Source organism: Alphaproteobacteria bacterium PA2 (genome assembly GCA_002256425.1).
In the GTDB taxonomy this organism is placed as follows: Bacteria; Pseudomonadota; Alphaproteobacteria; order Caulobacterales; family Caulobacteraceae; genus Phenylobacterium.
The window spans coordinates 2687224-2709224 of sequence record NKIZ01000001.1 but is presented as its reverse complement, the minus strand read 5'-3'; the positions used below and the strand labels follow the sequence as shown (position 1 = coordinate 2709224).

Here is a 22001-nt window from a genome sequence, read left to right as displayed (position 1 = left end):
TCCCGGAAGGCGAAGAAGGCGAAGGCGGCGGCAAGAAAAAGCCCCCGATGATGATCATCATCATCGCAGCTGTCGTGCTGGTCCTGGCCCTTGGCGGCGGCGCGGCGGCCTTCTTCCTCCTCAAGCCCAAGCCTGAAGCTCATGGCGAGGCTGGCCATGGGGAGGCCGGGAAGGAAAAGGAAAAGGGCAAGAAGGAAGAGCACGGCAAGAAGAAGGAAGGCGAGGGCAAGGACGAAAAGCCGCTCGTCACGGTCAAGGAAGGCCCTGAGGGCGTCATGTTCGCCACCCTGCCGAACATCGTCGTCAACATGCAGACGGCCGATGGCCGTCCCACCTTCCTCAAGCTCAAGCTGACCCTTGAGGTTCCGGACGAGGAAACGGCTGATGCCCTGGAGCCGGCCATGCCGCGCATGCAGGACATGTTCCAGACCTTCCTGCGCGAGCTGCGCCCCGAAGATCTTCAGGGTTCGCAAGGATCTTATCAACTTAGAACCGAGATACTTCGCCGGGTGAACCTGGTGATCGCCCCCGCAAAGGTGAACGCCGTACTGATCGAGGAGATGCTGATCAACTAGGCCAAATGGCCCGGTTGCACGCCCCCTATGGCTGACGAAACAGATCCTCCCGCCGACGGCGCCGCTGCTGACACCCCCGGTTGGGGCGCCGACAACATGGCCGAGACCCTGGTGGGCGCCGAGCGCATCCTCAACCAGGATGAGATCGACAGTCTTCTGGGTTTTGACCTCTCTGACGAGGACTCGTCTGAACGGTCAGGCATCCGGTCGATCATCAATTCGGCCCTGGTGTCCTACGAGCGTCTGCCGATGCTCGAAATCGTCTTTGACCGCCTGGTGCGGCACATGACGACCTCCCTGCGGAACTTCACCAGCGACAATGTCGAAGTCAGCCTGGACAACATCTCGTCCATCCGGTTTGGCGACTATCTGAACTCCATCCCCCTGCCGGCCATCCTGTCGGTGTTCAAGGCCGAGGAGCTGGAGAACTACGGTCTGCTGACCGTGGACTCCAACCTGATCTATTCCATCGTCGACGTCCTGCTGGGCGGGCGTCGCGGTACGGCGGCCATGCGGATCGAAGGCCGTCCCTACACCACCATCGAGCGGGTTCTGGTCCAGCGCATGGTCGAGGTCGTGCTGGCCGATGCCGCTGAAGCCTTCGAGCCCCTGACCCCGGTGACCTTCACCCTGGACCGCCTCGAGACCAATCCCCGTTTTGCCGCCATCGCCCGTCCGGCCAATGCGGCCATTCTGGTCAAGCTGCGCATCGACATGGAAGACCGCGGCGGCCGTATCGAGCTCCTGCTGCCCTACGCCACCCTCGAGCCCATCCGGAAGATGCTGCTCCAGCAGTTCATGGGTGAGAAGTTCGGTCGCGACAATATCTGGGAAGGCCACCTCGCCACCGAGATCTGGACCACCCAGATGGACGTGCGCGCCGTGCTCGATGAGCAGCAGATCAGCCTCAAGCGGGTCCTCGACCTCAAGGTCGGCGAGACCCTGATGCTCAACGCCACCCCTGACAGCATGGTCCAGCTGCGCGCCGGCACCATCCCGCTGACCTATGGCCGCATGGGTCGCCGCAATCATCACATCGCTGTCCGGGTGGAGGCTCCCCTGTCTCCCAACGCCCGATCCGAACTTCAGAGGTCCTCATGAGTCTCGTCGCCATCGGCCTGAACGCCCTGTTGTCCGGCCTGCTGCTGGTCGCCCTCTGGATGGGTTTTCGCCTGAACCGCCGCCTCAACGCCCTGCGCCAGAGCCATGAGGGCTTCGCCCGGGCTGTGGCCGAACTGGACACCGCCGGCCTGCGGGCCGAGCGCGGCCTCGCCGCCCTGCGCGAAGCGACGGACGAGGCTGTGGACCTGCTGTCCGACCGGATCGAAAAGGCCCGCGCCCTGGCCGCAAAGCTGGAGCGGCAGGTAGAGCGGGCGCCTGAACCCCGCGCCCGGGGCGAGGTGGTTCCCATGCCTCGCCGCAGCCATGGAGACGATCAGGAACGCCCGGTGTCCGAGGCCGATGTGGAGCGCGTCGCCCACCGGCTGGGCTCCCTGCTGTCGGCGGCCCGCGAGCCCCGCCAGCGCATGGCGCCAGAGCCCGAGGCAAGGTTGTCAGCCAAGCCATCCCGCCAGCGTCCCGGCTATGAGGACGAACTGTTCGGCGGGGATGATGAGGCTGGGGATCTGGTCCTGCGCAAGACCGCGGCGGGGCGTCGATGAACAGAATTCCACGCATACTTCCCCTGATCGGTGTTGCGGCGGCCGGAGTCCTGGCCGTCAATGCCATTTCCGGGGCTGAGACCCTGCCGGATCTGATGTCCGGCGCCCGGGCGTTTGCGGAAACCGCCGCCAAGCCCAAGGCGGCTGAAAAGCCGGCAGACAAGGGCGAAAAGCCCGAGGCCAAGGCGAGCGATGAGCACGAGCTTGGCCCCGCCGACCCGCCGGTGGAAGGTGGCGAGGCTGCGCCTTCGGCCACAGAGGCCGGTGAAGATGCTGCGAACGCCCCGGCAGGCGCCAAGCCCGCCAAGATCTGCGCGCCCACAGCCGCAGAGCTGGCCAAGGCCGCCGGCCTGTCTCCGGCGGAACTGCAGGTCATGCAGAGCCTGGGCGCCCGGCGGGGGCAGCTGGACAAGCGCGAGACCGACCTCTCGGTCCAGCTGGCCCTCATGGCGGCCGCTGAAGCCAAGGTCGACGCCAAGCTCAAGGCGCTCGCCGCTGTAAAGTCCGAAATCAAGGGCCTGATGGGGCAGGCCGACGCCAAGGAGCAGGCGGAAATTGACCGCATGGTCAAGGTGTTCGAGAGCATGAAGCCCAAGGACGCTGCGCCGCGCATGGTCATTCTGGACGACGCCGTGCGTCTGCCGATCGCCGCCAAGATGAAGGAAAAGTCTCTTTCTGCGGTTCTCGCCCAGATGCCTCCGGCCGAAGCCAAGAAACTGACCGAAGCCCTGGCCCGCAGGTTCGCCGCCACCCGCGCCATTGCAGCGGCCGGGGCGGACAAGGCCGGTGTCCCTGCGGCGGCGGCAGCCCCTGCCGCCCCCGCCGCCAAGCCTGCGGCGACCGAGGCTGGCGCCAAGGCAGGTCCTGACCCGGCTGCGGCCTCTCCCGATCCGACCCAGCCTGCGGAAAAGCCAAAGCCCAAGCCGAAGCCTAAACCCAAGCCGAAGCCCAAGCCGAAGCCTCCGGCTGAGCCCAAGCCGGCGCCGGAACCGCCATCCCTTCCGCCTGCAGCGGCCAATCCCAACTAGGCCATGAAGCTCAGGCGCGCCCTCCATTCCAGCGTCGCGGCGATCACCATCGCCGCCATCGCCGCCCCGGTCGGGGCGGTGGCGCCGGTTGCGCGGCCGACGCCCCGGGGCGCGCTGAATGTCCATGTGGGTCTGGCCAAGGACTTCACCCGCATCGAATTCCACTGGGCCGGCGGCGCCCAGGCCAAGGTCACCCGGGAGGGCCAGAAGCTGGTCCTCAAGTTCAATCGGGACGCCAATCCCGATCTGACCCGCCTGCGGATCAGCCCACCGCCCTGGGTCAAGAGCGCTGAAGCCAGACATGCGGCGGGCGTGCTCGAGCTGGTCATAACCCTGACGGACGACGCTGACGCCAAGGTCGGAAACGCCGACGGCGCCACCTTCGTCAATCTCTTCCAGAAGGCCGAGGTCGAGCCGACCCCGGCGCCGAAACCAGAACCCGATCAGGTCGCCCGGATCGAGGATGTCCCCGAGACCATGGCCCCGCGGGCCGACCCTGTTCCGCCTGGCGGGGTGGTCCAGATGAACGCCAAGCTGCAGCACGGCCAGGTCGAACTGACCTTCCCGTGGGCCAATCCCAATGGCGCGGCGGTCTTCCGCAGGGGGGCTTCCATCTGGGTGGTGTTCGATGCGCCCGCCAATATCGACGTGTCCCGGGCGCCTCGGGGGCTGAAACAGTTTTCCAATGTCCAGGCCTTCAAGGGCCCTGACTATTCTGCGGTGCGCATCACCACATCGCCTGCGACCCCTTTCTATGCCAGCGCATTGGGATCCACCTGGACCATAGGCCTGGGATCGGGCCCCCAGGCGGCCGGCAATCAGGTGCGCATTGTCCGCGACGACATTGGCGGCCCCGCATCCCTGAAGGCAGCCCTGGCCGGAGCGACCCGGTCGGTGAAGGTGTCGGACCCCGTAGTCGGGGACGAGCTCTCTGTCGTGACCGCCCTTGGTCCGTCCAAGGGCGTGGCGGCGCGCCACGAGTATGTCCAGATGGCCGTCCTGCCCTCGGTCCAGGGCCTGGCCATGGAATCCTATGTGGAGGATCTCTCGGTCACCCACGAAGGCGACCTTGTGCACATCGGGCGTCAGGAAGGACTTGTCCTGTCGCCGATCTCGGCCAAGGCTTCGGACGAGCCGGAGAAGGCGCTATCCTCCCTTGGTCCACCGGAGGCCGCCAGCCGCCCGGGCCTGATTGATCCCGACTGGTCCCGCACCGGGCCTGAAGGCTTCATGCCCCGGTACAACGCCCTGCTGAACGCCGCCATGGTGGAGACACAGAAGGGCAAGGATGCGCCGACAGCGGCCCGTTACGCCCTGGCGCGGTTCCTGATCGGCAACGAGCTTTCCTATGAGGCGATTGGCGTTCTCAACGACGCGGCCCGGGCCAATGCCTCGATCTCCGACGACGCCGAGTTCCGGGCCCTGCGGGGCATCGCCAAGATCATGGCCCGCCGCTACAAGGAGGCCCAGGTCGATCTGGGCGTGCCGATCCTGTCCGACGATCCGTCGGCGGCCCTGTGGCGCGCCTATGCCGCCGCCCAGCTGGCCCAGTGGAATGATGTCCGCAGCCAGTTCGCAGCCGGCGCCGACGCCTTCGCCGAATTCTCTCCCAAGTGGAAGGCGCGGTTCGCGCGATCCGACGCCCAGGCGGCCCTTGAGCTTGGCGACGTCGAGGCCGCTGGCCGGTCCGTCCGACTGGCCCTAAGCGACAAGACCGAACCCCTGGAAGAACTGGCTACCCGCCTGGTCGAGGCGCGGTATGTCGAGATGTCGGGGCATCCAGATCGCGCCCTGAGGATCTATGCCGCCATCACCGGCGCGCCCACCGAGTCCCTGTCGGCGCCCGCCCTGCTGCGGGCCACTCAGATCCGCATGGATATGGGCAAGATCACTCCTGTCCAGGCAGCGGAGGTTTTCGACGGTCTGAGGTATCGCTGGCGGGGCGACGCCACCGAGCTTGAATCCATCCGCGCCCTTGGTCAGCTCTATCTGAACCAGGGGCGTTATCGCGAGGCGCTCGAGGCCCTGCGGTCCGCCGGCAACCGCTTGCCCGACCTGCCCACCGCCCGGCAATTGCAGGCCGACCTCAGCCTGGCCTTCAAATCCCTGTTCCTGGACGGCGCGGCTGACGGGCTCGAGCCCATCCAGGCCCTGGCCCTGTTCATGGACTTCAAGGAACTGACACCCTACGGCCCGGATGGCGACCTCATGGTGCGCAAGCAGGTCCGGCGTCTGGTGGATGTGGACCTTCTGGACCAGGCCGCGGAGCTTCTGAAGTATCAGGCCGAGAACCGCCTGGACGGCGTGCCCAAGGCCCAGGTGTCCACGGATCTGGCGGTCATCTACCTGATGGACAAGAAGCCTGAGGCCGCCCTTGACGCCATCAACAGTTCCCGGACCACGATCCTGCCCGCCGGCCTCAACGCCCAGCGCCGTCTGGTGGAGGCCCGCGCCCTGATGAACCTGAACCGGATCGACGCCGGGCTGGAACTGCTGGAGCGGGACGCCGGGGCCGAGGCCCAGGACCTGCGCAATGAAATGCTCTGGCGCCAGAAGAACTGGCCCCAGGCCGGCTTCAATTTCGAAAAGAGCCTGGGCGACCGCTACAAGCGCGCCGATGCCCTGTCCTCCGAGGATGAGGGCAAGGTCCTGCGGGCCGGCGTGGCCTACAGCCTGGCCGGGGATGACGCCAGCCTGGCCCGCCTGCGCAGCCGCTATCAGCCCTTTGTGGACCAGTCGCGCAATCCCGAAGCCATGAAGGTTGCCCTGTCGGGCATTTCCGAGGGCCAGCTCAGCGTCCAGGACTTCGGCCGGATCACCGCCGACAATGAGGCCTTCACCGGCTGGGTCGGCAAGATGAAGACCCGTTTCAGGCAGGCCCCGGCCCCGGTTGGCCCCGCCACCCGCCAGGCCGCCGCCGCCGCCCCCAAGGCGACCAAGGGCTAGGCTACAGCATCGGTCACCCCGGCGTAGGCCGCAGAACCCGCCTTGTTCAGATGCCCGCTAACGCGTGGCTGTATGGAAGCTTTCCACCAGACTGCCGGCCACCAGTCGCCAGCCGTCCACCAGGACGAAGAAGATCAGCTTGAAGGGCAGGGACACCACCACGGGCGGCAGCATCATCATGCCCATGCTCATCAGCACGCTGGCCACCACCAGGTCGATGACCAGGAAGGGCACGAACAGCAGGAAGCCGATTTCGAAGGCCCGCTTCAGTTCTGAGATCATGAAGGCCGGGGTCACCACCTGCAGGGGCAGCTGCTGCACGGTCTGGGGCTTGGGGGTCTTGGACAGGCGGACGAAGAGATCCAGGTCCTCGCGGTCCACCTGGGCCAGCATGAAGGTCTTGACCGGGGCGCCGGCGGCCGTGAAGGCCTGGGGCAGTTCCATCTGCTGGTCCAGCAGGGGCTTGATCCCCTGATTGTATGAGGTCTGGAAGGTCGGGCCCATGACAATGGCGGTCAGGAACAGGGACAGGCTGATGATCACCGCATTGGGCGGGCTCTGCTGCAGGCCAAGGGCCGTGCGCAGCAGGGACAGGACCACCACGATCCGCACAAAGGCCGTGGTCATGATGACAATGGACGGGGCCAGGGACAGGACGGTCAGCAGGCCGATCAGCTGGACCACCCGGTTGGTCAGGCCAGAGCCCGTGCCCAGGTCGATATTCACCGCCTGGGCGATGGCGTGGGTCGGCGCGATCATGGCCGCCAGTGTGGCGATCAGGGCAAGGCCGGCCGCTCGCCGGACATCGTCCCTGTGCCAGGACCCGAAGGTCGAAACCCAAAGGCTGCGCAGGCGGTCAAGCATCGAAAACAGCCTTTGTCGGTTGGGGAACGGGCAGGGGAGGCAGGGTCTTCAGGGCCTGGCCTTCGCCCAGCAGGAGCAGCTGCTCCTCGCCGTCGCAGGACACCAGGACCAGCCGCCGTGCGGGATCCAGGATCAGGGTCTCGACCACGGCCAGTCGCCGCATCCTGCCCTTGGGGATCAGGTTGGTCAGGGCGTCAGGACCAAACCGCCGCAGGGCCACGGCGGCAAGCCCCACCAGCCCCAGGGTCAGGGCGAGGGCGAATATGGCGCGAACGGCGTCAGCGAGGTTCATGTCCAGATCAGTCCAGCTGGCCGGCCAGACGGGCGCCGGTCCGCGCGAGATATGGCCGGGAGGGTCTTAAGGACCGATTAACCCTATTTCTTCACCATATTGACCATGGACATCACCGACATTCCGTTGTTCGCCATGCTCAAGTCGCGCATGGGCTATCTGACGGAACGTCAGAGGGTGATCGCCCAGAATGTGGCCAATGCCGACACCCCCAACTACATGCCCCAGGACCTGAAGCAGTACAGCTTCCAGTCCCACATGGCGGCGGTTGCGCCGCCGCCGGGGCCGATGTCGGTGGCGGTGACCAGCCCCATGCACATCGCCCACACAGCCACCTCGCCCAATCCGCCGAAGGTCAGGTCCAGGAAGACCCTGGACACCGAGACCACACTGGACGGCAACAGCGTCGTGCTGGAAGACGAGATGCTGAAACTGACCGACACCCGCATGAACTATGAGGCGGCGGTCAGCTTTTACCAGAAGTCGCTGAATCTCCTGAAGATGGCCGCCCGGCCGCCGAGCCGCTAGGAGCTGATCCATGGCTGAAATCAAGTCCGCGGGTTCCGCCGCCCAGACCATCGCCACCTCGGCCCTTCGCGCCCAGCAGGCGCGGATGCGGATCATCGCCGAGAACATCGCCAATGCCGGTTCGACCTCGAAGACCGCAGGCGGCGATCCCTATCGCCGGCAGATCCCGGTCTTCAAACCGGTCAGGGTGGATGGCGGCGAGGGGGTGCGGATGACCAAGGTCATGCCCGACACCTCCGACTTCAAGATGGAATACGAGCCGGGGCATCCCTCGGCCGACGCCAGCGGCTATGTGAAATTGCCCAATGTCGACTCCCTGGTGGAAGCGCTGGACATGCGCGAGGCCCAGCGGGCCTATGAAGCCAACCTCAATGTCATCGAGACGGCGCGCAATATGGACATGCGCACCCTCGATCTCCTGCGCAAATAGGGGGCCTTAAGCCATGATGACCGCCCTTGCCGCCGCCAAGGCCTACGCCGCCGCCGGCCAGACCACGTCAGCGACCTCTGGCCTCGCCGGCGCTGCCGAAGGGGGCATGGACTTTGGCGCCCTGGTCAAGAACGCCATGACCGACGCCATGCAGGCCTCGAAGAATGCCGAGACCCAGATCGTCAACCACACCCAGGGCAAGGCCCAGCTGATCGATGTGGCCACCGCCATCTCGGCCGCCGAGACCAGCCTGGAAACCGTCATGGCCGTCCGCGACCAGGTGATCAGCGCCTACCAGGAAATCATGCGGATGCCGATCTAGGGCGCCTGCCCTGGCTAGACAGCCAGGGAGCCGAGCGCCTGTTTGATCGCCAGCAGGGACTGGCCCGCCACCATGCCCTTCCAGTCGTCCTGATCGCCATAGAAGGCGTCCCGGATCTGCGCCTTGATCGCCCGCCCCTGAGCATTCATCGGGTCGCCATGGGCGTGGACCCAGGCGTCGGCCCGTACGGCATCCAGCACGGCCCTTGGGTCCTGGGTTCCCACCTCGAGCGCCATGGAGGTTACCTCGGCGTGCTTCAAAAGGTCTGACGCCGCAGACAGGCCATCGCCCCGGATTTCGGCTGAAGTCGAGGTGCCGTCCGTGGGTGAGGTTATGGCCGCGCCAAACCAGCGGCGGGCCCGTTCGAAGCCGGGACTGCCCACCGGGTCCAGGACGATCTGTTCGCCATAGCCCCATCGGCCCAGGCCGGTGTGATAGTCGATGATGCCTATGCGTCCGGCCTGCCCCAGATAGTGCTCGAACAGGGCCGTCTGGGTCCGCCGGGACCAGGTCGGCTCAAGGCCGCCGAAGAATATGCCCTTCGGGTGAGTGTGCTGACCGCCGGTGGCGGCCTGCTGGAGGGCCCGGCTTCCCCTTTCAGCGTTGAAGGCGCTCATGGCCTTCCGGCAGGCGGCCTGGACCTCGGGTGTCCAGGCCTCGGGGCAGAGCGCCTCGGCCAGATCCTCATAAAGCGGGTTGGCCGGAAGTGGTTTTGAGAAATCGATCCAGTTGCGGTTGAGGTCGACATTCTCGTGAGTCACCCGCCGCAGCCAGGCGAACCCATAGGGGTTGATGGCGTGCACCACCATGACCGCGACGTCCCCGGGAAGGCTCCCCGCGCCGCCACGGCGCAGCCAGTCGATCTGGGCGCCCGATCCACAGAACCCTTCGACCCCATGGGTGCCGGAAATGAGGACCAGAACCGACCGGGCCTGCCTGGGGCCGAACCAGGCGACATCGGTGGCCAGTTCACTGCCGTCCGGGCCCCGCTCAGGATGGGTGATGGAGTCCAGCGCCCCGTTGGCTTCGCGCGCCGCTTCCAGGAACTTGGCCCGGGCCTGCGGGTAGTCGGCGCTGAAACTGTCTGCGCTGTTCATCGAAAAGGGTCTCCGCCTGGCGCCTGCGCCCCTGCGACGCGCCGACCCTGATAGCGGCATTCCGGGGCGTGGAACAATGGCCAGCTCCGGTCAGTGCGGCGGAGGTCGGGGTCCGCTTCAATGGCCTGGGCGGGGCCGGCCAAGCCCACCGCAGCCGATTGACGCCGCAGGAAGGCCGCCATAATCTTCCCCCGGCGGATCACCCGCCTACAGGACATCCGAGGACCATGAACACGAACAGCATCTGATACCCGAGCCCGGCCCAAGGCCATTCGAGTAGTGGAGACCTGTCGTGTCTGACGCCCCCTATGTCGCCTTCCGCGACCTTTCCTATCAGTATGACGGCGCGACGGCGCCCCTGTTTTCCGGCCTGTCAGCCCATCTGCCCCGGGGCTTTACCGGGGTGCTGGGCGCCAATGGGGCAGGCAAGTCCACCCTGTTGAACCTGCTCTGCGGGCGGCTGAACCCGACCTCTGGCCATGTGGAGGGCGGCGGGCAGGCCGTCTGTTGCGAACAGCGAACCGACCACCCGCCGCCGGAGCTGGACGCCTTCCTGGAAGACTGGAGCGCCCACGCCGCCCGGCTGCGGGGCCGGCTGGACATAGAGCCCGACTTCGCCCTGCGCTGGGATACCCTCAGCCACGGGGAGCGGAAGCGGGCCCAGATCGCCTGCGCCCTGTGGCTCAGCCCCGACCTGCTGGCCATTGATGAGCCCACCAACCATCTGGACGCCGGGGCGCGGCGGCTGCTGATCGACGCCCTGAAGGGCTTTCGCGGGGTCGGAGTGATTGTCAGCCATGACCGCGCCCTGCTGGATGAACTGTGCGTCCAGTGCATCTGGCTCGAACCACCGGGGGTGCAGGTCTATCCCGGCGGCTATTCCGCCGCCCGCGACCTGCGCCAGGCCGACCGCGAACATCGCCTGGCGGAGCGGGACAAGGCGGCCCGCGCCCACAGGGCCCTGGAACAGGAAATGGCTGTCCGCCGGGAGAAGGCGTCCCGCGAGCACCAGCTGCGCTCCAAGCGCCACCTTGATCGTCACGACAGTGACGGCCGGGGCAAGATCAACGCCGCCCGGGTGGCCGACAGCAAGGCCGGCGCCCCCCTGCGCCAGATGCAGGGCCGGGAACGCCAGGCCGCGGACCGCCTGGACGCCGCCCGGGTGGACAAGGAATACCGCACCGGCATCTGGCTGTCGGCCCAGGCCTCCCGTCGCGACCGGCTGTTCGCCCTTGAACCCGGCGAGATCCCCCTGGGGGACCACCGGGTCCTTCGCCATCGGGCCCTGTCCATGGGACCCACGGACCGCATTGCCCTGGTCGGTCCCAATGGGGCGGGCAAGTCGACCCTGCTGGCCAAGATCCTGTCGCAGATCCGGGTTCCGCCGGACCACCTGATCGAAATGCCGCAGGAGGTGTCGGCGCCGGACGCCGCCCGCCTGCTGGACGAGGCCAAGGACTTGCCCGCCGCGCAACTGGGCCCGGTGATGACCGCCGTCAGCCGTCTGGGCTCCCGCCCCCAGCGCCTGCTGGAGACCGCCCGACCCAGCCCCGGGGAAATCCGCAAGCTCCTCCTGGCCCTGGGCCTGTCCCGCTCACCCCAGCTGCTGGTCCTCGACGAACCCACCAACCACCTGGACCTGCCCTCCATAGAAGCCCTCGAAACCGCCCTGACCGACTGCCCCTGCGGCCTGCTGCTGGTCAGCCACGACCTGGTGTTCCTGGAGAAGCTGGAGGCGGTGACCTGGCGGATCGAGTTGGACGGGGAGGGGAATGGAACGGTGGTCTTGCCGTGATGGATATGCCATCCTTTGCAAAAATGGCATAACTGGAAAATCTGTCATTATATGTTATGATGTCTTGTCGGGAATTCAGGGCGGAGTTGCAAACATGACAGCCATACATGGCAAGCTGGCAGAAGGCGGGCGCCTGGTGCTACCCGCCGCCTTTCGCCGGGAACTGGGTCTGGGCAAGGGCGACGGGGTCATCATGGAGCTGCATGGCGATGAGGTCCGCATCCGCCCCGCCAGCGCGGCCCTGAAGCGTCTCAAGGCCAAGCTCAGCGCCGCAGCGGCAGGGTCCGTGGTCGATGACCTGATCGCCGACCGGCGGCGGGCCGCTTCGGATGAGTGATCCTGTCTACGTCCTGGACGCCTCGGCCCTCCTGGCCGTGCTGTTTGACGAGCCGGGCGCTGACGCCGTCGAGGTCGTTCTGCCGGGCGCCCGGATGAGCGCCGCAAATCTCAGCGAGGTGGTGGCCAGGCTTTCAGACCTGGGCCTGGACCGGGAAGACATCCTCAAGGACCTGTCCGAGCTTGATCTGATCATTTGCGACATGGACCGACCCCAGGCCGAGTTCGCTGGACTCCTGCGCCGGACAACCCGACAGGCCGGCCTGTCCCTGGGCGACCGCGCCTGCCTTGCCCTGGCCGCGTCACTGGGAGCTGTGGCTGTCACCGCCGATCGGGCGTGGGAGGATCTGGAAGTGGACGTTCAAGTTCAGGTGGTGCGCTAGAAAGCCCTGGTGGTCAGGGACCTTGAGAATGGTCCCAAATCTCCTTCCTCAAATGCAGCGCCCTATGAACTGGACAGGAGGGCTGCCCCAACTGAACCATCCCCACCCCCCGCGCGTTCTCCCCGAAAGAGGACCGCCCCATGTTCAAGCTTGCCGACCTGCCCTACGCCCATGACGCCCTGGAGCCGGTGATTTCCAGCCGGACCCTGCACTTCCATCACGACAAGCATCACGGCGGTTACATCAAGACCCTCAACGCCCTGCTGGAGGGCGCCGAGACCGCGCCGACCGTTCTGGAAGACGTGATCCGCGAGGCCTCCATGTCGGGGGACAGTAAGGTGTTCAACAGCGCCGCCCAGGCCTGGAACCACAGCTTTTTCTGGGCCTCGATGACCGCCGAACCCCAGCGGCCTGACCGGGACATGGACGCCGCCATCCGCTTTGGCTTTGGCGATCTGGCGGGGCTGAAGCTGGCCTTCGTGAAGGAAGGGGCCGAGCATTTCGGCTCAGGCTGGGTCTGGCTGGTGGCTGACCGGTCAGGCGATCTCAGCGTGAGGTCCACCCATGACGCCGACGACACCCTGGGTCAGGCGGCCCTGACGCCCCTGCTGGTCTGCGACCTGTGGGAGCACGCCTATTACCTGGACCATCAGAATGACCGGAAGGCCTACTTGGAAGACTGGTTCGACGCCCTGCCCAACTGGAATTTCGCCGGCGAGCAACTGGCCGCGGCCAAGGGCGAACTCGAGCCCTGGCGGCACCCAGCGGGGTGAGGGGGCATCAGACTCCGGCGGCTTTCCATGGGTCGATCAGTGTCAGTCCCGCCGCCCTGAAGGCGCTGGCGTCGCGTGAGGCGACTGCGAAGCCGTGGGCGTCGGCTATGGCGGCAATATAACCGTCAGGCGTGGGAAAGCCTTGGCCGGCCGCCCGGGCCCTGACGGCGAGGTCGCCGTATCTTTGAGCAGCCAGCGCGTCGAAGGATAGGACCCTTCCTTCGAACAGGCCCAACAGGCCATCGATGACGGTCGCCAAGCCCTCCCGGCGTCGGCCGTGGGGCAGGGAAGCGACCCCAAACCTGAGTTCAGTCAGGGTGATGGCGGACAGGAAAAGGGTTTCCACCGCCTGGTCGTCGAGCCATTGCCGTACTGCGGGATCGGGCTGCGGTTTCATCGCCTCCGAGACGACATTGGTGTCGAGAAGGATCATCCGAAGGTCATGGGCTCGGCCGGGCGGCCGTCGCGGGCCGTGTCCAGCGCCTCGATGTCGGCATTCGTCAGGCCAGCCCTGCGGCTCAGTTCCGCCAGGGAGGCGCCCAGCTTCACACGTTGTTCTGACTGAACCGAGGCTTCAAGTATCGAACGTATCTCGGCCTCTGTGCTCCGGTTGTGCCTGGCAGCGCGAGCCTTGAGGGCGCGGTGAGCTGCGTCAGAGAGATTGCGTATGGTGACAGCGGCCATGGCGGCGATGGTCTCCAACCGAACAGGAATGATATCACAATAGCCATAGTGATATCAGTTTTCAACAGGGAGTTTCACGTGAAACAAAACCAGAACATCGCTATCTCCGCAACCCTTCGTTAACCATAACCGGCGCATCTGGTCCCTCAGGTTTTCCATGCAATGGAGGGGGCGATCATGACGGGCGCCGAAGTTCTGGACGTCGGTCGTGAGGCGATCTGGCTGACCATCCAGCTGTCCGCCCCTGTGCTGATCGTCGGCCTGATTGTCGGGGTCGCCATCGGCCTGCTGCAGGCCCTGACCCAGATCCAGGAGGCCACCCTGGTCTTCGCCCCCAAGATCGTGGCGGTCTTCGCCTCCCTGCTGTTCTTCCTGCCCCTGATGGGCGCCCTGATGAGCAGCTTCATGCGGTCTATCGCGGCGCGCATAGCAGGCATGTAGCCAGGTGGAGCCCTACGCCACCACCCAGCAGATCTATGCCGGCGCCCTGATCTTTGCGCGCCTGGCCTCCCTGGTCATGACCATGCCTGGGGTGGGCGACGCCTCGGTGCCGCCGCGCATCCGCCTGTCCTTCGCCTTCGTCATGACCCTGGCCCTGACCCCGGTCATCGCCCCGGTGCTTCCGGCCATTCCCCCTGCTGTCAGCGACATCGCCGGGGCGGTGATCAAGGAGGTGCTGGTCGGTCTGATGATCGGCACCATACTGCGTCTGTTCCTGACCGCCCTGGCCACGGCCGGCGAGATCGTCTCGATCCAGACCACCCTGTCCTTCGCCCAGACCTCGGCGCCGGGCATCGCCCCTGGCTCGACAACCTTGGGCACCTTCCTGGGCCTGATCGGTCTGGTGCTGATCATGACCACAGACCTGCACCACATGTTCATCGCCGCCATAGTGCGGTCCTACGCCATCTTCCCTTTCACCCGGGATATTCCCGTGGCCGACGCCGGGGAGCTGGCGGTCCAGACCGTGTCACAATCGTTCAAGATGGGGCTGCAGCTTTCAGCGCCGGTGGCAGTATTCGGCCTGATCTTCAACATCGCCATCGGCCTGATCGGCCGGGTCATGCCGCAGTTCCAGGTCTATTTCGTCGCCTCACCCCTGATGGTGCTGTTCGGCCTCTCGATCTTCGCCATCACCCTTGGGGTGGTCGGGCTGGTCTGGGTCGACGGCTACCGCGTCCTCATCCGTAATTTCGCAGGCTAGATCATGGCCGAGGAAAATGATGCGGGGACAAAGTCAGAGGAACCTACCAGTAGGCGCCTCGAGCAGGCTCGAGAGCGCGGCGATGTCGTCAAGACCCAGGACCTTCCCCAGCTGACCTCCTTCGCCGGGGCGGCGGCGGTCCTGCTGATCTTCGGCGGCTGGCTGTCGCACAATCTCAGCGCCGCCCTCATGCCGTTCCTCGAGCATCCCGAAGCCATCCACCTGCAGGGGGGCGGGGGCGTCCTTGTGGCGCGCCAGGCCATGCTGGCCGCTGCGCCCTTCATGCTGCTGGTGCTGGGGGTGACCGCCATAGCCGGGGTGGCCGGCCACCTGATCCAGACCGGTTTCATGTGGACCCCGGACAAGCTGACCTTCGACTTCGGCAAGGTGAACCCGGCTTCGGGCCTGCAGAAGCTGTTCGGGATCGACGCCCTGGTCCACTTCGCCAAGTCCCTGGTCAAGGTGGGCCTTGTGACCTGGATCGCCTATGCGGTGATCAAGCCGCACTGGCCTGAACTGCAGCAGCTGGCCCAGCAGGATCCCATGCTCATGCTGCCCTTCGCCCTGGGCATCATGAAGCAGCTGGTCTTCTCCATAGGCTCCTTCATGCTGGCCATAGCCGGGTTCGACTGGTTCTGGCAGCGCCAGCGCTACATGACGCGCCTGATGATGACCAAGGAAGAGGTCAAGGAAGACTTCAAGCAGAGCGAAGGCGACCCCCACATCAAGGCCCGGCAGAAGGCCCTGCGGATCCAGCGGGCCCGTCGTCGGATGATGGCCAATGTGCCCAAGGCCACGGTGGTGGTCATGAACCCGACCCACTTCGCCGTGGCGCTGAAATATGAGGACGGCGAGGGGACGGCCCCCCAGTGCGTGGCCAAGGGCGTCGACGCCGTCGCCCTGCGGATCCGCGCTGTGGCCGAGGCCGCCGGGGTGACCGTGATCGAGGATCCCCCCCTGGCCCGGGCCCTCTACGCCTCGGTGGAGATCGAGGACTACATCCCCCTGGCTCACTACGAGGCGGTCGCCAAGATCATCGGCTTCATCATGAACGGCAAGAAGAAGCTGCCGGGCGCCGTATGACCGGCAAAAAATCTGTGAAATCCTTGGTTTGTTCAGGTTGATGTATGCTGACACCTGATTCGAGCGGGGCTGTTCCCCGTCCCGAGGCAAAACCCGCGGCGCAAACCATGGCCAAGCCCAAAGCTTCGAAGAGAAAGCCCGCCGACCTCTGGGTGGCCGCGACTGTCGGTTCGTTCCTGGCGGCCGTGGCCTTCGCCGCCGTACCGGCCCTGAATGGCAGTGTGGCGACCACTGGCGGCATGCTGCTGCTGGTCGGCCTGGTCTGCGTGACCGTGGCTGGCGTCTTCGCCCTGCTGATGACCGGTGATCCGCCCAGCGAGATCGAGCCTGGCCCCGACACCCTATTGCTGGCCCTGGACGAACCCGCCGCCTTCGCCGCCGCTGACGGTCGCATCCATGTGGCCAACGCCGCCTGGGCCGAGCTGTTCGGCGACCATGCCCGTCTGCCCAAGTCCGGTCCGGCCGCCGCCAACCTGTTCGCCGCCCTGGGCGCCGCCCGCCGGGGCGAGACCGGCAAGGCCGTGCTCAAGGTTCGCGGTCAGGAGCATCACGCCACGGTCACCAGCGTGGCCGAGCGCCGCTATCTGGTCCGGCTGTCCGGCCCGCCGCCCGAGCCCCTGGCCCTGCCCACCGCCGCCGCCGAGGTCCTGGCCGCCTTCAGCAACGCCTCACCGCCGCCGCCCAAGGTGCTGGACGCCTTCGCCGCCGCCTCGCCCTTTGGCGCAGCCCTGCTGGATGGCGAGGACGCCTTCACCGCCACTATCATCGAAGCCAACCCGACCCTGGCGGCCATTCCCGGCTATGCCGGCCCCGGCTCGGTGTTCGGCGAACTGATCGAACCGGTCACCCGGGCCGACGCCGCCCGACGCCTGGCCGAGCAGCCCCACACCGAGGCGGCCCTCGAGGTGCGCCTGGCCAAGGACCCCACCAAGATCGCCCATCTCTACCTGTCCAAGTCGGCGGGGCGCTGGGTGGCCTATCTGGTGGACGTGTCCGAGCAGAAGCAGATCGAGCTGCAGCTGGCCCAGTCCCAGAAGATGCAGGCCATCGGCCAGCTGGCCGGGGGCGTGGCCCACGACTTCAACAACCTGCTCACCGCCATCTTCATGCAGCTGGACGTCCTGGCCAGCCGCCACCCGGTGGGCGATCCCTCCTATGAGGGCCTGAACGAGATCCGCCAGACCTCGACCCGCGCCGCCGACCTGGTGCGCAAGCTGCTGGCCTTCTCCCGCAAACAGACCGTCCAGAGGGAAATCCTCGACCTGGGCGAACTGATCAGCGAGTTCGAAGTCCTCCTGCGCCGGGTGCTGCAGGAAGACGTGACCCTGCGCACCGAGTATGGCCGCAGCCTGCCCCATGTCCGCGCTGACAGGGGCCAGCTTGAAACCGCGGTGATGAACCTGGCGGTCAACGCCCGGGACGCCATCCGCAGCCATGGGGGCTCCACCGTCACCATCCGCACGGCCAGGGTCTCGGCAGAGGATGCCCAGGTCATGGGCTATCCCGCCGCCCAGGGCGAGCAGGCCATGATCGAGGTGTCTGACGACGGTTCGGGCATTCCCGCCGACGTCATCGACAAGATCTTCGACCCCTTCTTCACCACCAAGCCGGTGGGCGAGGGGACGGGCCTCGGCCTGGCTACGGTCTATGGCATTGTCAAACAGTCGGACGGCTGGATCGCCGTGGATTCCACAGTCGGCAAGGGAACTGCCTTCCGCATCTTCCTGCCGGTCCACCTGCCCGTCGCAGGCGCTGCGCCCATCGCGGCGGCCGCCAAGCCCGTCCGGCCCCAGGCCCGCGACCTGTCCGGCGCTGGCCGCATCCTGTTTGTCGAGGACGAGGACGCCGTCCGTGGCGTCGCCGCCAAGCTGCTCCGCGCCCGGGGCTATGAGGTGATCGAGGCCGCGTCTGGCGAGGAAGCCCTGGAACTGGCCGAGGAACATGCCGGCTCCATCGACCTGATGATTTCCGACGTGGTCATGCCCGGCATGCAGGGACCAGACCTGCTCAAGGCCGCCCGCGGCTATCTGGGCGGGGCGCCGGTGATGTTCATTTCGGGCTATGCCGAGGCAGAATTCTCGAACCTGCTGGAAGGGGAGGCCAACATCTCCTTCCTGGCCAAGCCCATCGACATCAAGACCCTGGCCGAGCGGGTGAAGCAGGAGCTCCAGCGGGCGGCCTGAGTTTGACAGACTGGTTCGAAAATGGCCCAATTTGTAGAATTGGGCCGTGGACCACCGTTCGGAGTCTTCCAGGTCGATGATGGGGCTTTCATGAAAGCGGCGAAACTCGCGCCCAGCGCGGCGGATCGACCGCGGCATATCCAGATCCTCGACGAAGCCGCGCGGATGATCAATACCCGAGGGGTGTCGTCCAAGCCCCTGTCGGACCTGGCTGAACGGCTGAACCTGTCCCGTGCGGCGCTCTATTACTATGTGAAGGACCGGGAAGATCTGGTTTTCCAGGTCTATCGCCGGACGTGTGAGCTCCTGGATCAGGCCCTGGCCGGCGCCATGTCGGCCGGTCCGGACGCCATGGCCGTGGTCCAGGAATTTATCGCACTGGCCATGGCCCCGGAGGCGCCGGACCTCAGCGTCCAGGCGGAAATGGGACTTCTGCGGCCCGATGACCGGGATATCGTCCAGCGGGATTTCGAGAAGGTCGTGGGGCGTTTCGCGGGTCTGTTGGCGCAGGGACAGGCGCGGGGTGAAATCCGGCCGTGCGATGTCTTCATCGCCGCCAGAACCATCATCAGCATTGTCATCTCGGTCCCGGCCAACAGCCGCTGGGCGATGAGCGCCCAGGGACCCGAAGTCGGCGACCGCCGACTGCAGATCGCCCTGGCCCAGGACATGCTGACCCGGGGATGGATGACCGATCGATCACAGGTCCTGGACCCATTGCCGGTCGATCTGGAGGTGTTCGCGATTGCCAAGGTTGACGCTTTTGATCGCGCGGCCTTGGCCCGTGCCCGACGCGAGGCGATACTTGTGGCGGCGTCAGGTTTGTTCAACCGGAAGGGCGTGGACTCCACATCGCTGGACGAAATCGCCCTGGCTGTCGGCGCAACGAAACGTACCCTCTATCAGCTGGTCGGCGACAAAACGGCCCTGACCCTGGCATGCGCGCGGCGCACAGGACAGATTTTCCGATATGTCCTCCATCAGGTGCTGGAATCCCTGGACGGCGGCGATCCTACCGCGGAGGCGGTTGTCAGATGGCAGCGAAGCCTTGCCATGGCGCAGCTTCGCCGGGACGTTGAGCCCGTGAGAGGCTCAGGCGGCATGGACGGCATGACCGAGGACGCCTTCCTTGAGGTGCGGGACATCATCCTTGAAGACAATCAGGTCCGTCAGGACCTGCTATCGAAACTCCAGACCTCCGGCCAGATGCGGCGGTTCGGCGAGCTGAGCCTGGTGGGCCCGCCGAACATCTGGTGGAACTCGATGAACTGGCTCAACCGCCAGGACGTCGACGAGGCCCGACGCGCCCTGATCGCCGCTGAAGTGGTGGAAGTCCTCAGCCTGGGACTTCGCGCCCTCTGAGCTCGGATACTCAAATGTAGAATTCCTTGACGCTTTGCGACGTTTCAGTGAAATATGACACTGAAACGTAGAATCTGGTCCTGTCCATGGGATCGGCGCGCATTGAGGGGAAACATTCATGACCAATTCCAAGGCCTTGTCCGGCTTGCGCCTGACCACCCTGCTTATGACTGGGGTCAGCCTGTCCCTGATCGCGCCCAGCGCCTTTGCCGCCGAGGATACGGCGACCGTGCAGGAAGTGGTGGTGACCGCCCGTCACCGGGAAGAAAACGCCCAGAATGTGCCGGCAGCCGTGACCGCCATCAGCGGCGAGCAGCTTGCGGCCAGCAATACGGTGGGGATCGGCCAGATCTCGCAGATGGTGCCCAGCGTCCAGTTCCAGACGGTCAATGCCCGCAACTCTCAGATCAACATCCGCGGCCTGGGCAATAATGTCGGCCTGGCAAATGACGGCCTAGATCCCGGCGTCGGCTTCTATGTGGACGGTGTCTATTACAACCGGCCGGCTGCAGCGACCTTCGATCTGATCGATCTGGAGCGGATTGAGACCCTGAGCGGTCCCCAGGGTACCCTCTATGGCAAGAACACGACGGCCGGCGCCGTCCTGGTGACCACGGCCAGCCCGTCCTTCAATTTCGGCGCCGCCGGTGAAGTGAGCGCCGGAAATTACGGCTATGTCCAGGCCAAGGGCTCGGTGACCGGCCCGATCATCGCCGACCGACTGGCGGGGCGTTTTTCCTTCTCCTACACCGACCGGGAAGGGTTCCAGACCAACCTCTTCGACGGCAAGAAGATCAATGACTACAACAATGTGACCGCCCGTGGTCAGATGCTCTTCACGCCGACCGATGACTTCAAGGTCCGGGTGATCGCGGACTACAACCGCCAGCAGATGCACTGCTGCTCGGCCGAGATCAGCGGCCTGTGGAACCCGCCCACCGGCGTCAGCTTCCCGGCCATCGCCGCCCGGTTCGGTTATACCCCAGTTGTCGGCCAGGTGGATGTCGACGCCCCGGTGAAGGCCAATCAGGAGAGCGGCGGGGTTTCGGTCGAGGCTGACTGGGACCTGCCCGGCGCGGTCCTGACCTCGATCACCGCCTGGCGGTACTGGAACTGGTCGCCGGCCAGCGACCTGATCCAGTCCCGACTGGATGACTTCAAGAAATCCCAGGTCATCGACCGGCAGAACCAGTTCACCCAGGAACTGCGCATCGCCTCCACAGGCGAGAACACCGTGGACTATGTGGGCGGCCTCTACTTCTTCCGTGAAAAGCTGGAGGCTTATGGCACGACCCAGTATGGCGCGGCCGCCATTCCGGTCCTGGTCAGCCCGCTCCTGCCTGCCCTGATCCTCAATGGGGTCACCCAGAGCAATAACAACGCCTACAAGACCGACAGCTATGCCGCCTTTGGCCAGGCGACCTGGAATGTCAGCCCCAAGGTGAGCCTGACCGGGGGCCTACGATATACCTCTGACACCAAGAAGGGGTCGTATAATGCCGTCGTGACTGGCGGCCTGCCCCTGGCCGGTCCGCTGGCGGCCTTTGCGGCCATCCGCGCGGGCTTCGCCCCCGCCGGCGGCTTTGTCGCCCGGTCGAAGAAGGACGCCTGGGGCGGGCACCTGAACCTGACCTATGACGTCAATTCCGACATCATGACCTATGTCAGCTATTCCCGGGGCAGCCGCTCCGGCGGACTCAATCTGAATTCCCTGCCCAATGGCGCCAGCGCGGTCATCGCCCCGGAGACCATCGACGCCTATGAAGCCGGCATCAAGACCCGGCTCTTCGACCGGCGCCTGACCCTGAACGCCGCGGCCTTTGTGGAAAAGGATGAGGACTATCAGGCCCTGACCATCGATCCGGTCCTGCTCAAGGCCTATCTGTCAAACATCCCCGAGGTCACCTCCAAGGGCATCGAAGTGTCCGCCCAGGGGCGGCCCAGCGAGAGCGTGTCCTTCTACGCCTCGGTGACCTATGACGAAGCTGTCTATACGAAGTTCCCGAACTCGCCCTGCACGGCGGAACAGCCCCTGCCGGTTCCGGCTACCTGCAATCTCAGCGGCGCCGCTCTTCCCGGGGTTCCCAAGTGGGCGGCGTCAGGCGGCTTTGAGTACCATCGGCCGGTCAGCCTGGGCGGCAAGGAGGCCCAGTTCTATCTGGGGGTCGATGACAGCTTCCGCTCCAAGCTGAACTCAACGGCGACCGTCTCGATCTACGGGATCCTGCCAAGCCGCAGCCTGGTCAACGCCCGGGCCGGCCTGCGGTCGGAAGACCGGTCATGGGACGTCTATGGCTGGGTCAAGAACCTGACGGACAAGGACTATCTGACCTCATCCCAGGCCCTTTCGCCCGGCTACGTCATCGGTTTCCCCGGTGATCCGCAGACCTGGGGCTTCACCTTCCGGGTTCGTCGCTAGGGCCCCTGCATCCGGGCAGGCCTGGCCTGTCCGGGG

Annotated in this window: 21 protein-coding genes and 2 pseudogenes; 18 read left to right on the top strand and 5 right to left on the bottom strand. The window is 65.8% G+C overall.

Annotation, left to right across the window (positions count from 1 at the left end):
• The first annotated feature begins 47 nt into the window (after positions 1-47).
• The 5 genes and pseudogenes from CFE28_13085 (at position 48) to CFE28_13065 (ending at position 6138) form a co-directional block, all read left to right on the top strand.
• Entirely contained in the window at positions 48-575 is a 528-nt protein-coding gene (locus CFE28_13085) for a flagellar basal body protein FliL (protein OYU71704.1), read from the top strand.
• A 96-nt stretch (positions 576-671) separates the two neighbouring features.
• The gene (locus CFE28_13080; protein OYU71703.1) at positions 672-1676 is read left to right on the top strand and encodes a flagellar motor switch protein FliM; all 1005 of its coding nucleotides are present in this window, start codon (positions 672-674) and stop codon (positions 1674-1676) included.
• Positions 1673-2236, top strand: a complete 564-nt coding sequence (locus tag CFE28_13075; protein ID OYU70843.1) for a flagellar positioning protein PflI — start codon at positions 1673-1675, stop codon at positions 2234-2236. The genes CFE28_13080 and CFE28_13075 overlap by 4 nt, the downstream gene beginning before the upstream one ends.
• A pseudogene (locus tag CFE28_13070) lies at positions 2233-3123 on the top strand (hypothetical protein). Before CFE28_13075 ends, CFE28_13070 begins: the two are co-directional and overlap by 4 nt.
• A 144-nt stretch (positions 3124-3267) precedes the next feature.
• Positions 3268-6138 (top strand): annotated as a pseudogene (locus tag CFE28_13065) (endoglucanase).
• Positions 6139-6267: 129 nt separating this feature from the next.
• On the opposite strand, the gene fliP reads toward CFE28_13065, so the two are convergent.
• Positions 6268-7074 carry a flagellar biosynthetic protein FliP gene (gene fliP / locus CFE28_13060; protein OYU70842.1) on the bottom strand — a complete coding sequence of 269 codons (807 nt, stop codon included), beginning with the start codon at positions 7072-7074 and terminating at the stop codon, positions 6268-6270.
• Complete coding sequence (locus CFE28_13055) at positions 7067-7366, bottom strand: hypothetical protein (GenBank protein OYU70841.1); 300 nt, start codon at positions 7364-7366, stop codon at positions 7067-7069. The genes fliP and CFE28_13055 overlap by 8 nt, the downstream gene beginning before the upstream one ends.
• Positions 7367-7471: 105 nt before the next feature.
• Between CFE28_13055 and flgB the strand changes: the two genes are divergently transcribed.
• The 3 genes from flgB to fliE are packed head-to-tail and all read left to right on the top strand — an operon-like array spanning position 7472 to position 8646.
• Entirely contained in the window at positions 7472-7894 is a 423-nt protein-coding gene (flgB, locus tag CFE28_13050; GenBank protein OYU70840.1) for a flagellar basal body rod protein FlgB, read from the top strand.
• A 10-nt stretch (positions 7895-7904) separates the two neighbouring features.
• Positions 7905-8324 (top strand): flagellar basal body rod protein FlgC, encoded by a 420-nt coding sequence (gene flgC, locus CFE28_13045; GenBank protein OYU70839.1) that lies wholly within the window; start codon positions 7905-7907, stop codon positions 8322-8324.
• A gap of 13 nt (positions 8325-8337) precedes the next feature.
• Positions 8338-8646 (top strand): flagellar hook-basal body complex protein FliE, encoded by a 309-nt coding sequence (gene fliE / locus CFE28_13040; protein OYU70838.1) that lies wholly within the window; start codon positions 8338-8340, stop codon positions 8644-8646.
• A gap of 14 nt (positions 8647-8660) precedes the next feature.
• Here the strand turns inward: fliE and CFE28_13035 are convergent, their stop codons facing one another.
• Positions 8661-9743, bottom strand: a complete 1083-nt coding sequence (locus tag CFE28_13035; protein ID OYU70837.1) for a hypothetical protein — start codon at positions 9741-9743, stop codon at positions 8661-8663.
• Positions 9744-10035: 292 nt separating this feature from the next.
• Between CFE28_13035 and CFE28_13030 the strand changes: the two genes are divergently transcribed.
• From CFE28_13030 to CFE28_13015, 4 genes are all read left to right on the top strand, one after another.
• Positions 10036-11538: an ABC transporter ATP-binding protein gene (locus CFE28_13030; protein OYU70836.1), complete on the top strand. Its 1503-nt coding sequence runs from the start codon at positions 10036-10038 to the stop codon at positions 11536-11538.
• A gap of 94 nt (positions 11539-11632) precedes the next feature.
• Positions 11633-11875, top strand: coding sequence for an AbrB family transcriptional regulator (locus tag CFE28_13025; protein OYU70835.1), 243 nt, complete (start codon positions 11633-11635; stop codon positions 11873-11875).
• Positions 11868-12257, top strand: coding sequence for a VapC toxin family PIN domain ribonuclease (locus CFE28_13020; GenBank protein ID OYU70834.1), 390 nt, complete (start codon positions 11868-11870; stop codon positions 12255-12257). The genes CFE28_13025 and CFE28_13020 overlap by 8 nt, the downstream gene beginning before the upstream one ends.
• Positions 12258-12397: 140 nt before the next feature.
• A complete protein-coding gene (locus CFE28_13015) occupies positions 12398-13030 on the top strand; it encodes a superoxide dismutase [Fe] (protein OYU70833.1) in 633 nt (210 codons plus the stop codon).
• Between the two features lie 7 nt (positions 13031-13037).
• Here CFE28_13015 and CFE28_13010 read toward each other — a convergent pair whose 3' ends face one another.
• On the bottom strand, positions 13038-13463 hold the full coding sequence (locus tag CFE28_13010; protein ID OYU70832.1) for a VapC toxin family PIN domain ribonuclease: 426 nt from the start codon (positions 13461-13463) through the stop codon (positions 13038-13040).
• Complete coding sequence (locus CFE28_13005; protein ID OYU70831.1) at positions 13460-13714, bottom strand: plasmid stabilization protein; 255 nt, start codon at positions 13712-13714, stop codon at positions 13460-13462. Before CFE28_13005 ends, CFE28_13010 begins: the two co-directional genes overlap by 4 nt.
• Before the next feature lie 177 nt (positions 13715-13891).
• On the opposite strand from CFE28_13005, the gene fliQ reads away from it, so the two are divergent.
• From fliQ to CFE28_12975, 6 genes are all read left to right on the top strand, one after another.
• Positions 13892-14155 (top strand): flagellar biosynthetic protein FliQ, encoded by a 264-nt coding sequence (gene fliQ, locus CFE28_13000; protein OYU71702.1) that lies wholly within the window; start codon positions 13892-13894, stop codon positions 14153-14155.
• 4 nt (positions 14156-14159) lie between these two features.
• Complete coding sequence (gene fliR / locus CFE28_12995; protein ID OYU70830.1) at positions 14160-14918, top strand: flagellar biosynthetic protein FliR; 759 nt, start codon at positions 14160-14162, stop codon at positions 14916-14918.
• Positions 14919-14921: 3 nt separating this feature from the next.
• Positions 14922-16001, top strand: a complete 1080-nt coding sequence (gene flhB / locus CFE28_12990) for a flagellar biosynthesis protein FlhB (protein ID OYU70829.1) — start codon at positions 14922-14924, stop codon at positions 15999-16001.
• Between the two features lie 107 nt (positions 16002-16108).
• Positions 16109-18184 (top strand): hybrid sensor histidine kinase/response regulator, encoded by a 2076-nt coding sequence (locus CFE28_12985; protein OYU70828.1) that lies wholly within the window; start codon positions 16109-16111, stop codon positions 18182-18184.
• Positions 18185-18205: 21 nt separating this feature from the next.
• A complete protein-coding gene (locus CFE28_12980; GenBank protein ID OYU70827.1) occupies positions 18206-19546 on the top strand; it encodes a hypothetical protein in 1341 nt (446 codons plus the stop codon).
• 118 nt (positions 19547-19664) lie between these two features.
• Positions 19665-21965: a TonB-dependent receptor gene (locus tag CFE28_12975; protein OYU70826.1), complete on the top strand. Its 2301-nt coding sequence runs from the start codon at positions 19665-19667 to the stop codon at positions 21963-21965.
• Positions 21966-22001 lie beyond the last annotated feature (36 nt).